At 55.4% G+C, this 14,738-nt stretch carries 9 protein-coding genes; all 9 read left to right on the forward strand.

The features are described from left to right. Positions 1-2: 2 nt before the first annotated feature. The 9 genes from tssK to RFN81_RS12865 are packed head-to-tail and all read left to right on the forward strand — an operon-like array spanning position 3 to position 14,683. A complete protein-coding gene (gene tssK / locus RFN81_RS12825) occupies positions 3-1,340 on the forward strand; it encodes a type VI secretion system baseplate subunit TssK (RefSeq protein ID WP_264496203.1) in 1,338 nt (445 codons plus the stop codon). Positions 1,341-1,355: 15 nt separating this feature from the next. Then, positions 1,356-2,132: a type IVB secretion system protein IcmH/DotU gene (gene icmH, locus RFN81_RS12830; RefSeq protein ID WP_264496204.1), complete on the forward strand. Its 777-nt coding sequence runs from the start codon at positions 1,356-1,358 to the stop codon at positions 2,130-2,132. Positions 2,133-2,145: 13 nt separating this feature from the next. After that, complete coding sequence (tssH, locus tag RFN81_RS12835; protein ID WP_264496205.1) at positions 2,146-4,743, forward strand: type VI secretion system ATPase TssH; 2,598 nt, start codon at positions 2,146-2,148, stop codon at positions 4,741-4,743. 2 nt (positions 4,744-4,745) lie between these two features. Further along, positions 4,746-6,284, forward strand: coding sequence for a sigma-54 interaction domain-containing protein (locus RFN81_RS12840; RefSeq protein WP_264496206.1), 1,539 nt, complete (start codon positions 4,746-4,748; stop codon positions 6,282-6,284). After that, entirely contained in the window at positions 6,284-6,844 is a 561-nt protein-coding gene (vasI, locus tag RFN81_RS12845) for a type VI secretion system-associated protein VasI (RefSeq protein ID WP_264496207.1), read from the forward strand. The genes RFN81_RS12840 and vasI overlap by 1 nt, the downstream gene beginning before the upstream one ends. 11 nt (positions 6,845-6,855) lie before the next feature. Continuing rightward, positions 6,856-8,280 (forward strand): type VI secretion system protein TssA, encoded by a 1,425-nt coding sequence (gene tssA, locus RFN81_RS12850; RefSeq protein ID WP_264496208.1) that lies wholly within the window; start codon positions 6,856-6,858, stop codon positions 8,278-8,280. Positions 8,281-8,304: 24 nt separating this feature from the next. Further along, positions 8,305-11,802 carry a type VI secretion system membrane subunit TssM gene (tssM, locus tag RFN81_RS12855; protein ID WP_264496209.1) on the forward strand — a complete coding sequence of 1,166 codons (3,498 nt, stop codon included), beginning with the start codon at positions 8,305-8,307 and terminating at the stop codon, positions 11,800-11,802. Positions 11,803-11,851: 49 nt separating this feature from the next. Then, the gene (locus RFN81_RS12860; protein WP_264496210.1) at positions 11,852-13,288 is read left to right on the forward strand and encodes a VasL domain-containing protein; all 1,437 of its coding nucleotides are present in this window, start codon (positions 11,852-11,854) and stop codon (positions 13,286-13,288) included. 36 nt (positions 13,289-13,324) lie between these two features. Then, on the forward strand, positions 13,325-14,683 hold the full coding sequence (locus RFN81_RS12865) for a tetratricopeptide repeat protein (RefSeq protein ID WP_378928536.1): 1,359 nt from the start codon (positions 13,325-13,327) through the stop codon (positions 14,681-14,683). Positions 14,684-14,738: the final 55 nt, after the last annotated feature.

A 14,738-nucleotide genomic window follows, 5' to 3' on the forward strand; every position in this document is an offset into this window, starting at 1 on the left:
CCATGTCGAGTCGCAATCGTATTATCTGGCGGGAAGGGCTGTTTATTAAACCGCAGCATTTTCAACAACAGCAACGACACACCGATTACGTTCTGCACGCACGCCTCAGCGCGCTGAGTGATTATTTTTATGGTTTGCAATCGCTGACGATTAATGAGGAATACCTCAATTTTGGTCGCATCGCACTGGTGAATGCCAGCGGCGTGATGCCGGACGGCACCGTCTTCAACATTCCGGGTGATGATGCCCTGCCACCGCCGCTGGAGATCACTGACGTCGCGCTGGCAAACCAAAAAGTGTACCTGGCGCTGCCGCTGGCGGTAAACGGCGTGAGTGAAGTCGGTCAACCGGGCCAAGGGATCGCCAGTCGTTTGCAATCATACCGGCATGACGTGCGCGATCTTCACAGCGATGGCGGCGATGTCGTGTCGCTGGAAGTTGGCAAGGTCAGTCTGCGCCTGATGCTCGATCGTGACGATCGCAGCGCCTATGCCTCGCTGGCCATTGCCAATATTCTGGATAAACGCCCTGACGGCGGCCTGATTCTGGATCCAAACTTTATGCCATGCAGTATCAGCGTCACGGCAATCCCCGCGTTGAAACGTTTTTTGGGGGAATCCGCGGGTTTGGTGGCTGAACGAGCGCGCAGTCTGGCGCAGCGTATCGCCGCTCCGGGCCAACAGGGCGTGGCGGACGTGGCTGAATTTATGATGCTGCAATTGCTTAACCGCGCGCAGCCTAAGTTGTCGCATCTGGCCCGACTTGGAACATTACATCCTGAACGCCTGCACGAAACATTAGTCGAGCTATGCGGCGAACTCATGACATTTACCGATGAATCGCGCCTGCCGCCGGAATTTCCCGCCTACCGTCACGAACATCAACAGGCTAGCTTTGAGCCGCTGATGATGGCGCTGCGCCAGGCGCTGAGTACCGTGCTGTCGCCGCGCGCCGTATCCATCCAACTGAAGAAACAGCCGTATGGCGTCATGGTGGCGATGGTCGGCGATGCAGAATTGATGACCAGCGCCGAGTTTGTCCTGGCGGTGCGCGCGCGTATGCCGCAGGAACATCTACGTAAACAACTGCTGCAACAAACGAAGATCGCCTCTAGCGAGAAGATCCGCGAATTAATCAGCCTGCAATTGCCGGGTATTCCGCTGCTGCCGCTACCGGTAGCGCCGCGCCAGTTGCCCTATCACGCCGGGTACAGTTACTTCCAACTGGACAGACAGAGTCCAGCGTGGCAGGTGCTGGTGTCTGGCAACACGCTGGCATTTCATATTGCAGGTGAGTTCCCAGAGCTGGATATACAGCTTTGGGCCATTCGCGGTCAGTAGTCAGGAGAGGAAAAGATGAGCACTGAAGTGATTAACAACGATCGGTTGGATGACATGCTTTTTGACCACGCCCGCCAACTGGATATGGATTCTGACTACTGGTTTCGCCTGCGTGGACAAAGCATCAATCCGATGATTGATGCCGTCACACCGCTCTTGGGTATGGTGGAACGGGTACGTCAGCTTTCTACCTATGGCAGCGTCGAAGATCTCTATCAGCGCGTAGTATCTGAAATTCAGGCCATCGAGCAGGAGTTGCATTCTCATCATTATGAAAACAGTGTGATTTTGTCCTTCCGTTACATTCTTTGCACTTTTATTGATGAAGCCGTGATGGCGCGCGAATGGGGTGGGCAGAGTATGTGGTCGGCCCATTCCTTACTGACCCGTTTTCACAATGAGACTTGGGGAGGCGAAAAGGTGTTTGTCCTGCTGGAGAAACTGTTGGACGACCCCACTCGCTATCGGGACATTCTGGAATTCATCTACCTCTGCCTCTGTCTGGGCTTTGAGGGACGCTATCGGGTAATGGCGCAGGGGCATGAAGAATTGCACCGCATTATGCGCCAGTTGCATGACACGCTGCGCCCTGAACCGACTGAATCACCGTTAGCCTTCCACTTGAATTTGGGGCAGCAGGCTTCGCGCTACCACCTGCGTAAGCAGGTGTCATTACGCACGCTGTTTGCCGGCGTATGCGTGATTCTGGTGGCCGCATTCGGGCTGTACCGTTACCAGCTAACGCATCAAACCCAGGACGTACTGCGTCAACTGGGAGAATTATTACAATAACAGGAGCTATACCGTGATCCGTATTGAATTGCCAACATTGGTTGAACGACTTAATCCCGTGTGCCGCCACATGCTGGAAGAAGCGGCGGCGCTCTGTATTCAGCATCAGGGCGCGGAAATCCGCATCGAGCACCTGTTGATGAAAATGCTGGAAACACCGCTATGTGATGTTCGCCAGATTCTTAAGCGGGCTGGCGTCGATGCCGATGAACTCGCTTCTCTGCTGTTACCCTCCTCCGTAGATAAAGAATTTGACGCGGGTTATCCCTCGTTCTCTCCTTTGCTAGTGGAATGGTTGCAGGATAGCTGGCTACTGGCCTCGGCTGAATTCCAACACGTACATCTCCGTAGCGGCATCTTACTGTTAGTGTTACTGCTGACGCCCAATCGCTACGTGGCAGGCGCGATATCCCGCCCGCTGGCGCAGATTAACCGCGAGCTTTTACGCCAGCAGTTTGATGAGTGGGTAAAAGATTCGGTTGAAACGGAGATCGCGGTGCCTTCCGCCATACACGAACAAGCGAATACGGCAACCTCGCTATTGTCCCGCTATACGCAAAACGTTACGGAATCCGCCCGACAGGGGCAGTTGGATCCGGTGCTGTGCCGCGACCATGAAATCGATCTGATGATCGATATTCTCTCACGCCGTCGTAAGAACAACCCGATCGTGGTGGGCGAAGCGGGCGTCGGTAAAAGCGCACTGATCGAAGGACTGGCGTTACGTATCGTGGCGGGTGCCGTGCCAGAACGATTACGGAATGTGGAACTGCTCACGCTCGATTTGGGCGCGATGCAGGCCGGTGCTTCAGTGAAAGGCGAATTTGAAAAACGTTTCAAAGGCGTGATGCAGGATGTGAAAACGGCGCCACATCCGATCATTCTGTTTATCGATGAAGCCCATACGCTCATTGGCGCCGGTAATCAGGCCGGCGGGTTAGATGTGTCTAATCTACTCAAACCGGCGCTGGCACGTGGCGAATTACGCACGATCGCAGCGACAACCTGGAGCGAATACAAAAAATACATCGAGAAGGATGCGGCGCTTTCTCGCCGATTCCAGCTCGTTAAGGTCGGTGAACCGAATGCGCAGGAGGCCACCGTCATCTTACGTGGGCTGCGCGGCATCTATGAAAAAGCCCACGGCGTTCTGATTGATGAAGATGCGCTTCAGGCGGCGGCCCACCTGTCGGCGCGTTATATCTCCGGCCGCCAACTGCCGGATAAGGCGATCGACGTGCTGGATACCGCCAGCGCGCGCGTCGCCATTAACCTGACGACGCCGCCACGTGCGGTCAGCCAATTACAAACTCGCCTGCGCCAGCAAGAAATGGAAATCGCTCAGCTTGAGCGTCAGGCGCGTATCGGTCTGGGCGACACCGCAGCGCGATTGGCCGAACTACGCGATGCCAACGCAGCGGGAGCCTCGCAACTGGCGCAGTTGGAAACGGATTGGCAGCAGCAGAAAGCGCAGGTTCAGCGCGTGATTGAACTGCGTACGGCGCTGCTGGATGACGAGCAGGCTGTCGATTTTGATGCCGCAGCGGCGACGGCGGAACTGGCTGCCTGTGAACAAGCGCTGGAAACACTGCAACATGACGCCGTACTGGTCTCGCCCCACGTTGATAAAACGCAGATTGCAGCGGTGATTGCCGAGTGGACAGGCGTGCCGCTGAACCGTATCTCACAGGGAGAAATGGACGTCGTAACACGTCTGCCCGAATTCCTGGGCGAGTCGATTAAAGGCCAGCAGTTGGCGATAGCCCACCTGCATAAACACCTGCTGACGGCCCGTGCCGATCTGCGCCGTCCGGGACGGCCGCTGGGCGCTTTCCTGCTGGTTGGGCCAAGCGGCGTGGGTAAAACGGAAACCGTCGTTCAGATTGCCGACCTGCTGTTTGGCGGGCGTCACTATCTGACCCCCATCAACATGTCCGAGTATCAGGAAAAACACACGGTTTCACGCCTGATCGGTTCACCGCCGGGCTACATTGGGTTTGGCGAAGGCGGCATATTGACTGAAGCCATTCGTCAGAAACCCTATTCCGTGGTGCTGCTGGATGAAGTAGAAAAGGCGCATCCTGATGTTCTGAACCTGTTTTATCAAGCCTTTGATAAAGGCGAACTGGCCGACGGCGAAGGCCGGGTGATCGACTGTCGTAATGTGGTGTTCTTCCTGACGTCCAACCTCGGATTCCAGACGATAGTGAATTATGCCGGACAGCCAGATGTGTTGCTGGATGCGCTTTATCCCGAACTGGTGGCGTTTTTCAAACCCGCGCTGTTAGCACGAATGGAAGTCATTCCTTATCTGCCATTGGCGCATGACACGCTGGTGGAGATTGTTCAGGGCAAATTATCGCGTCTGGTTTCGTTACTGCAACAGCGTTTTGGCGCGGAAGTGATTATTGAAGATGAGGTGTCAGAAGAAATCCTGCGGCTAGCGAACCGTAGCGAAAATGGAGCACGCATGCTGGAGTCAGTGATTGACGGCGCGTTGCTGCCCCCGGTGTCGCTTCAGTTGTTACAACGCCTTTCGGCGGGTGACCCCGTCAGCCGTATTCATTTCCGCGTCGATGGCAATCAGTTCCATACTGAGGTAGAGGGCTGAATATGCAGTATGCCCTTGAATTGACGCAGTCCCTTACGCGACAGCATGACGAGGCCGGTCTATGCGGCTGGCTGCTGGAAACGATGCAAGTCGCCTGGCAGCCGCAAGGTTTGTTACTCGGTATGATCGATGTCAGCGGCAGGCAACTGACCTGTCAGGGAGGGGTACATGAAACGCCCGTCGCGTTGAGTCTGGGGGTAGATGACTTTAGTCATCCATTGGCTTATGTGCTGCATAAGAATCAGGCGCGTATCTGGGATTCGCTCAACGGCGGAGCGCGGATAGAACACCGCGAGTTTCGTCAGATTTTGATCGCTGCCGGGACATATTGCGGGCTTTACGCGCTGCCATTGCGCTCGGACGGCGGTAAGCCACTGGCAGTGCTGGCACTGTTGGATACGCCCTTACGCCTGCATACGCTACATCAACGCGGGGAATGTGAACGGCTGGCGCAAGTATTTTGCCGCCAGCTTATGCTGCTACGTGAACTGGCGCACACGCGACGCGAGCAGGCTGCCCTCAGGGATTCGCTCCGCCAGATCAAGGATGAAGGGCAAAGCCGTCATGCGCAGGAAAAGCACGTGCAGACGACGCTGGTAGGGCAGTCAGTCGTCATTAAAGCATTGCATCAGCAGATTTATCAGGCGGCGAAACACCGCCTCTCTGTGCTGATTCTGGGCGAAACCGGCTCGGGAAAAGAGGTCGTAGCACGTTTGCTACATGAATGTTCCGAACGTGCTGATAACCCCTTTATCGCCATTAACTGTGCCGCCATTCCCGAAAATCTGATTGAAAGTGAACTGTTTGGCTATCAGAAAGGCGCGTTCTCCGGGGCACAAAGCAACAAAGTCGGGCTGGTCGAGCAGGCTAACGGCGGCACGCTGTTTCTGGATGAAGTCGGCGATATGCCGCAGTCCATGCAAGCCAAACTATTGCGCGTGCTGGAGACGCATCGCTTTCGCCCTCTCGGCGCGGAGAAAGAAATTCATTCTGATTTTCGCCTGATTGCCGCGACGCATCAGCCTTTGGAACAACGGGTGGCGGATGGCGTGTTCCGCCAGGATCTCTACCATCGCCTCTGTCAATGCCTGTTGCAGGTCGCGCCGTTACGCGAGCGGCCTGATGATATTCGCCTCTTGTGCGAACATTTCCTCAGCCAGTTTGCGGCCCAACACCAAAAACGCGTCGGATCGTTGAATCGGGCTTTCCTGCGTCGGCTGGTCGCGTATGACTTTCCTGGCAACGTGCGCGAACTCCGTAATCTGTTGGAAGTCGCCTATGCCCATACTCCCGACGATGAGGCGCTGTCGCTGTCCGCGTTGCCTCCGGAACTGCGTGACCGTCTCATGAGTAGCTCGGCAGAGGAACCCGATGGTTACCAGCACATTCACGATTTACGTATCGCCACACAGCGCTATGAAGCGGCGGTGATTGAGGCGCGTCTGCGCCAATTTCAGGGGAACCGCCTGCTGGTGGCCGCAAGCCTCAATATCCCGAAACGGACTCTCGACCACAAATGCCAGAAGCTGGAGGTAAATTGATGTTTCTGACGATCGCACCCCTACTGTTGGCGACCGCCGCACCGCCCGCGCCTGCCTGGCAGGCATTATGGGAACAGTGCCGCAATGAAACGGCTGCGGAACTTCGGCTAGCGTGCTATGACGCGCTGGGTCGGGAGGCCGAACGCAACGGAACGCTATCGCAACCACATGACAAATCACCCAGGCACGATACGTTTACGTTGGGGCGTGAGGCGAAAAGTGGCGATGTGACACTCACCCGCGAGTTAGCCGATGGCAACATGCTGGTGATTAGCTGCGCCAGCGAGATTACGCACCTGCGCCTTATCCTCCGCACCCCCTGGGAAGAGGCCACCGTCACATCACAGCTTGATGGCGTAACGGTATCCGATGGCTGGTTTATTCGCAACCGAGGGCTGTTGCTGGAATCGGGCCGTGGCCTGCCCGCGATTGAGACACTAAAACGCTGGATTGGGCATCGCGAACTGGTGCTTAACGGGGAAAAAGGTCACGTCATGCGTATCGACCTTACCGGATTGGCTGAAGCATTAGCACCGCTGCGCCAGCAGTGTCGCTGGTAAAGGAGAGGTTTATGCATGCACATCCCTGGTGTCAACGTCTGCAAACGCCGTTACCGGATGAGAAGTTACGTACAGCAATACTGGCTGACGATCCACTCTGGGAAAAAATTGAGACCGAACTGGTCAAACTAGGATCGCTGGCGCATAGCCAGGTCGATCTTAACGCGGTGGCGGGTCACTGCCTTACCTTATTGGAAAGCAAAACCAAAGACATGCGGGTACTGGTACAGCTATTACGCTGCTTACAGCACCCGGCTAAAGCGACACCGTGTGCGACCGCACTAATGCTGCTGGATAGCTGGCTAGAATGTTACTGGGCAATAGCCTGGCCTGCCAGCCTGGCGCAAAAACACAAACTGATGATCCAAATCGTTCGCCGCTTTGAGAGCGCCCTCCCCCGCCTCACTGAGGGGGCTTCCAGCAGCGAATTGGCGACGTTACAGCAATTGGCCGGGCAAGTGGCTGACCGCTGGCGCAAACTTGCCAGCGATAAAGCGACGCTAATGGATGAATTAGTGCTGGGTTTTAAACGTGCCAGTCAACGCCAGCAGACGCAGGAACAGGCAAATCAGATAGCGAAACCGACGCCGACGGCCAGCGGCGATGGAACAATAGGCGAAAGTGAAACCAAAGCCAGTGTTGCCTCGACGCCAGTCAGTTCGGTAGAGATTAATTCCGCCGACGAGCGCGGCTGGCGGCAAACTCAACTGAGCGTTGCAGCATTGCTGGTCGAACGCCATCCCGGCTTACCGATTGGCTATCGTCTGCGCCGTCACGCCATCTGGTCTGGTATTACCACCCCGCCACTCGCCCCCAGAGGGAATAAAACCCAGCTTGCCTCCGTTGCGGCAGACCGTGTCGATGAATACCAAAGTGCGCTGGCACAGGCGGATTTAGCGCTGTGGGAACGCATAGAACAAAGTCTGGTGCTGGCTCCTTACTGGTTTGATGGCCACATGCTGTCCGCATCGGTGGCCTCACGGTTGGGGCATACCGCTGTTGCGGCAGCGATTGCCGAAGAGCTTTCCGCGTTTATTCAGCGTTTGCCTGAGCTACGTGAATTGGCATTCAGCGATGGCGCGCCCTTTCTAACCGGCAAGTGTAGCCAATGGCTACAATCCAGCCAGCTCGTTCGCGGCGGTGGCGGAACGCGACAAGACGATCTGGCGACGGAGGCAGCCGCCTGTCGCGATGAAAAAGGTATCGGGCCAGCGATGCAGCTACTGGATGAACGCATGCGCCGCTTGAAGGAGCCACGCGATCGCTTTTATGCCGAGCTGGTCCTGGCCGATCTCCTCGCCGAAGAAGGCATGAAATCTCTGGCGGCACAACACTATCAGCACATGTGGCAGGAAAGTCAGCAGTTGGGCTTGATGCATTGGGAACCGGGTATGGTCAGCCGCGTTGAGCGGTTGGCGGCATCCCGCAAAAAATAAGACATTCGGAGTGAATGGCCACGTATGTTTAAAACAATTATCACCTTTTTACGTAATCAGTTACCTAAACTGAAACCCTCTTGGGCGCTTTTGGGCGTGCTACTGTGGGGCATCGTGTTGGTGCTAGCCTGGTGGCTGGGGCCGCGTTTGACGGTGGGTGACTCGCGCCCGTTACAGGGAATTTGGGGGCGTGTGGTATTCACGCTAGTCTGGCTGTGGCTGGCGTTTTCCTATAGCGCCTGGCTGGTCTGGCGTCGCATGCAGCAGATGCGGGCGGAACGCCATGAAGCGCAGGTCGTCAAACAAGATCCTTTTCAGAAGTTCGTCGACAGCCAGCAGACGTTTCTCGATCGCTGGCTGGACGCGTTTCAGACTCAACTGGGTAAAAAAGCGCTGTATGCGATGCCCTGGTACCTCACGATTGGGCTCGTCGGTAGTGGGAAAAGCAGCTTGATCCATCGCGCTAACCCGGCAAACAGAATGAACCCGAAGCTGGATGTAGCGCTGCGCGACGTCGCATCTGATCAACAGGTCAGTTGCTGGGTGGGTGAATCCGCCGTCATCTGGGATCCTAGCGGGCAATTGCTCTCACAGCCCGCACAGGAAGATGACCCGCTCGGACAACGCCATGCGCGCCTGTGGCAGCATATGCTTCAGTGGTTTAGTGAAAACCGTCGCCGCCAGCCGCTCAATGGTCTGGTTCTTACGTTGGATATCTCCTGGCTGGCACAGGCCAGCGTCGCCGATCGCAAGGCCTACGCGCAGGTCATGCGCACACGTTTGCAAGAGATCTCGGTGAACATCAATACGCGCTTACCGCTCTATATCACGCTGACTCGTCTGGATCTGCTAAGCGGATTCGACAAGATCTATCGTCAGCTAAATCGCGACGCGCGTCAGGCCATATTAGGGGTAACGTTTACGCCACAGGCGAGCAGCGGAAAAGCGTGGCTGGAAGAACTGGAACGCTTCTGGGACGAATGGGTCACGCACCTGAACGATAATTTGCCGGATATGCTGATGGCACAATCCGATAGCAGCGTGCGCCATGGGCTATTCTCGTTTGTTCGTCAGTTGGCCGGCTTGAAAGATTATGTGATGGAGGTGCTGACGGAAACGTTGGCGACCGGCGAAGATCGCGCATTCCTGATCCGCGGTGTCTATGCCAGTTCCGTTTATCAGCAAGGCGTCCCGTTCGACGCCTTTGCACAATCGGCATCGCGACGCTACCAACTACCGGAGCCCATTAGCACGGCGTTACGCGGTGAATCGAATACATTCTTTGTGCATCGTCTCTTTCCTGACGTCATTTTCCCCGAAGCTAGTCTGGCGGGAGAAAACCGGCTGCATAGCCTCTATCGGCGGCGGCGGCTGAGTATTGGCGTCGGTTGCATGTTACTCGCCAGTCTGGCGCTGATTGGCGGCTGGCACCATTTCTATCGCGTCAATGAAGAAGCTGGCCGTAACGTTCTGACGAAGGCTCAGGCGTTTATTGGCACCAATGAGTTAGAAGGGCAACAGGGCTACGGCTATCAGCAATTACCACGCCTCAATCTGATTCGTGATGCAACATTATCCTTTGGTAATTATCACGAGCGTACACCGCTACTGGCCGATCTGGGATTATATCAGGGCAATAAGATTGGGCCTTACGTCGAAGGCACCTATCTGCAAATGCTGAATCAACGTTTTCTCCCGGCGGTGATGCAAGGGTTGCTAGAAGATTTGCACCAGGCGCCGGCCAACAGTGAGCAAAAACTGACGGTTCTGCGCGTGATGCGCATGCTGGATGATGCCTCCGGGCGCAATAAAACGCTGGTCGAACAGTATATGGCCCAGCGTTGGCAGAAAGCATTTCCCGGTCAGGGCAATGTGCAGGAGCAGTTAATGCAACACCTGGATTATGCTCTTGAGCATACCGACTGGCACAAGGCGCGTGAGCAGAAGGAGGCTAGCGCCATCAGTACCTTTGCCCCCTTTAGTCAGCCGATTACACAGGCCCAGCAGGAATTGAGCAAACTGCCAATGTATCAACGCGTCTATCAGAGTCTGGTAATGAAAGCGACGCAGGACTTGTCGCCCAATTTAGCCATCCGTGACGAAGTCGGGCCGACCTTTGATCCCGTATTTTCTCTGCGTAATGACCAGGCGGGAAGCGTGCCGCGCTTGCTGACGTATCCCGGTTTTAATGATTACTACCTTAAACAAGACAAAGCGCTGTTAGCACTGACGGCACTGGATGCCTGGGTATTGGGGCAGCGCGAGCGTGTGCAGTTCAGTGAGGCCGATCGGCGTGAGATTCTGCGTCAGGTGAACGATCGCTACATTACGGATTACATCAACCAGTGGCAGAAAGTGTTGGCGAACATCGATGTGCAGACGCTCGATACACCTGAGCAGGCGCTCGATATTCTCACGGAGATTACCGGTAACGATCAGCCCTTCCAGCGCGTATTAACGACGGTCAGCGATAACACCCGCATCCGTAAGATGGCCGATGAGGACAACACTACCGCACAGGCTATCAACACGCGCATTAGTCGTCCGTTTATGACGATCAATGCGGCGCTAAGCGGGCGCGGCGAGCAAGGGCCGCTGGTGCAGGAGGTCAACCAAAAACTGACCGATCTCTATCACTACCTCGATCAGATCGTCAACGCAACCAATCCGGGGCAGGCCGCGTTAAAAGCGGTGCAGGTACGGCAGGGCAACAAATTCGCCGATCCGGTATTTGCCTTACAGCAGTATGCCCGTAGTCTGCCTGCGCCACTTGATCGTTGGGTCGGGCAATTGGCCGGAGAGAGCGCCAGTCTGGTAACCGGGTTGGCAATGTCATCGTTGAACCAGGCGTGGCTGGATCAGGTCGTAACGCCGTTTAATGAAAAGCTAGCCGATCGTTATCCGTTTGATCCGTCCTCAGACAAGGATGTGCCCTTGTCGGAAATGGAAATGTTCTTCATGACCGGCGGGACGCTGGACAGCTTCTACCAAACGCATCTCAAGGCCATGATGGAAAGCGGCATGCTGGAAGAAGGCATGTCCTCCCCCTTGCAGTCCGAACTCGTGAAACAGCTTGAACGTGCTAACCGCATCCGTCAGACCCTGTTCAATGCTCAGGGTAGCCTGGAAGTGCATTTTGTTCTGGAACCGTTGGAGCTCACCGCGAACAAGCGCCGTAGCGTGCTCAATCTGGATGGACAACTGTTGGAATACAGCCACGGCAGACGCCAGAAAACCCCGCTGGTGTGGCCAAACAGTATGCGCGATGGCGCAGAGAGCAAGCTGACACTGGTGCCGGACGATCGTGAGCGCTCTCCACGCAGCCTGAGTTTTAGCGGGCCGTGGGCGATGTTCCGATTAATCAATAGCGATCAACTGACGCAGGTGAATGACAATACCTTTGATGTGCGTTTCTCGCTGGAGAACGGTGCGATGTCATATCGCGTCTATACCGATGCCAGCCATAACCCCTTTGCCGGTGGTCTGTTCAGCCAGTTTACGCTGCCTGACTCGCTTTATTAATTTAACTCTTGGGAGCCTGTTCAGGCTCCCTATTGCTGGATGATGTGATATGCAAGATGCACAACAGGCCCTGAAAGTGGGCCGCGACCCACGGATGTTGCCGGAGTTTGACGCACTCCGGGCGGAAATTAATAAGTTGAGCCACGCCTCTCGTCCCGAGGTCGATTGGATGCTGGTGCACGATATGGCCACCGCCATTTTTGAAAAACAGGGCGTGGATCTCCAGACCGCCATCTATTTTGCGCTTGCCCGTTCACGGCTGGCGGGGTTAACAGGATTCACGGAAAGCTGTGAGTTCTTGGCAAACCTAATCGTGACGCAGTGGGAGAATTTCTGGCCCCCAGTGCATCAGGAACGGGCGCGAATCGAGATGATGGACTGGTTTATCGCCCGCATCAGCGAAGTCGTGCGGCAATACGCTATCAGCCATGAACATAAGCGACTGGTTTACCGTTGTGAACGCGCGCTACAACTGATGAGCGAAAAGCTGCACAACGCAGGACTAAGCCGCATTCCCCGTGTCGAGAATCTGCTGCATTTTGTCGAAGGCTATACCCATTTGTTCGATGAAACCGAGATCGTCATTGTGTCGGACGATCAGGAACTGAAAAAGCAGGATATGCAGGTTCCGCCGATGGTGTTTTTTCATTCAGATATGGAGTCTGGCGTAGCGGGCCAAACCAGCAACGCATCGGGTTCTGGCCAGGCAACACTGCCAGCGGGCAGCATCCTCATTGGGCGGGAGAAGGGGCAGATGAAACCTACGGTATTGAAAATCGAGGCGCATAAAAAGCAGAAACCGGCCTGGTTTTGGTTTGTTTCCGGGCTACTGACCTGCGCATTACCGGTGGCGGCCATCACGGGCTGGTATTATTGGCAGGGGCAAAAAACCGACGCGCTCGCGCTTTTGCAACAGCCTACCTATGCCCTGCCCGCCGCCCCCGATCATGATGATATTCGCCGCGCGCGCATTGTGTTGGGTGAACAAAAATTGCAAGGCATGGAAGGTGAGCTAATCAACCGCTATCAGGCCCAGTTAGAACAGGTAAAAAATGCGTCGCCGTTCTACCTGTACCAATACGGTAATGGGTTGAAAAACGTGATGCGGCAGCTTTATCCCGACTCGCTGGCGGTGAAGGAGATGGAGCGCCAATGGCAGATCGCGCTTGATCGCCAGCAAGGGGATGAACCCAAAACGCAAGGTTACGAACAAGCGCGCGCCAAAGTCAACGAGACCTTACAACAGTTGCTGGATCTGGAACGACAGCGCCGTACGGTGACGATTTCCTACTTGAAATCAAAACTCTACGATATGCAAAAAGATCTGATATCCGAGGTTCCCTTTGGGGTTCGATTACGTGAATTTGAGGCGCGTAAAATCAAGAACCAATCGCTGACGCCAGCAGAACTGCGGGCAATGGAAGATGAACTGCGCGCCTTTACCATTCGCTTATACCGTTTACAGCAAGGTCATTCCGCTGGTTGATTAGATTATCGTAAAGAGAAAAATGCTGTGCACATAATGAAATACCCCAAATTAATGATCGTTCTCTCAGCCTATTGGCTAACGTCTTGCCAGGCGCCAGTCACATCGCTGCCTGAAACAGAATTAATAACGTTGGCGAACCGGGGGAATGGCGAAGCACAATATTATTTAGCCAAAACGCTGGCCGAGCGCGCCCGCTATACCGAAGCGATGCAGTGGATGAAGAAGGCGACTGAGCGCTCCGGGCTGTCGGGCAATCAGGATGTGCGGGGTGCCGCCGCTTTGCAGGTCGGCGATTGGTATCAGTCCGGTCTGGGCGCGCCCAAGAACAGCCCGACTGCGCGCCGTTGGTGGGCAATATCGTCTCGCCTGGGCAATGGTGAAGCAGGACACCGGCTTGGCATGGACTGCCAGTCTCAGCATCAGGGGAAGCTGGTCGCAGCCTGTCTACACGCCTTTGAGTCGGCGGCGGCAAACGGCTATTCCCCCGCGCAGTTGATTGTCGCCCAATGGTACGCGGCACATGCAGGCGGTGAAAAAGAAGCCGTGGCATGGTTGCAAAAAGCGGCTGAACTCGGCAATCGAGACGCACAGTACCAACTGGCGCGGCGCTATGAGCAGGGCAACGGTGTGGTTATTCGTCGCGATCTGGCTGAACGCTGGTATTTCCGGGCTGCGACGCTGGGGCAGGCTCAAGCACAGTTCTGGATGGCGCGGCATGAAGACGGGGAAAATGCGCTGAACTGGTATCAAAAATCCGCCTCTTCGGGTGATGCAGACGCACAGCTTTGGCTCGGCAAAGCATATCGCGAAGGTAAACGCTTACCTTGGGATGAACAAAAGGCGCGTTACTGGCTGGAGCGTGCCACATCCGGTGGATCGGGCGAGGCGGCCTATTTACTCAGTATGAGTCAGGCTACTCATGAAAAACGCGAACAATATCTGATTCAGGCATCGTCTGCCGGGTATATCCGAGCACAACGCGAATTGGGTGAGCAGTTAATAAAAGCAAACGAATTCGCTCGGGCGCGTGAAGAATATGCCAAAGCTGCCGCCGCAGGAGACAGCGAATCTCAACTCGTCTACGGTGAGATGCTGAGATTGGGACAAGGCGGAAAAGCAGATTATGTCGCAGCCATGAAACAATATCGTCAGGCAGCGCATGACGGTAACCGCATGGCGCAATATCGGATGGGCATGATGCGTCAGGACGGGCTGGGAGCCTCCCGCAATCGTATTCATGCCTACGCCTGGTATGCCATAGCCGCAACGGAAGGGATGCCTGAAGCCATTCAGGCGCGTAACGATCTGGAAGCGGTGATGCAACCGGATGAAATCAAGGCAGGGCAGCGGCTGGCACAGCATTGGTCAACGGGAAAATTAAATAAACTGTGACGCTAGCGTACCAATGGAAAATGGCAGCGAGTATCGGCGCACAAAGAGAAAATTC

This window comes from Pectobacterium cacticida (assembly GCF_036885195.1).
Lineage (GTDB): Bacteria > Pseudomonadota > Gammaproteobacteria > Enterobacterales > Enterobacteriaceae > Pectobacterium > Pectobacterium cacticida.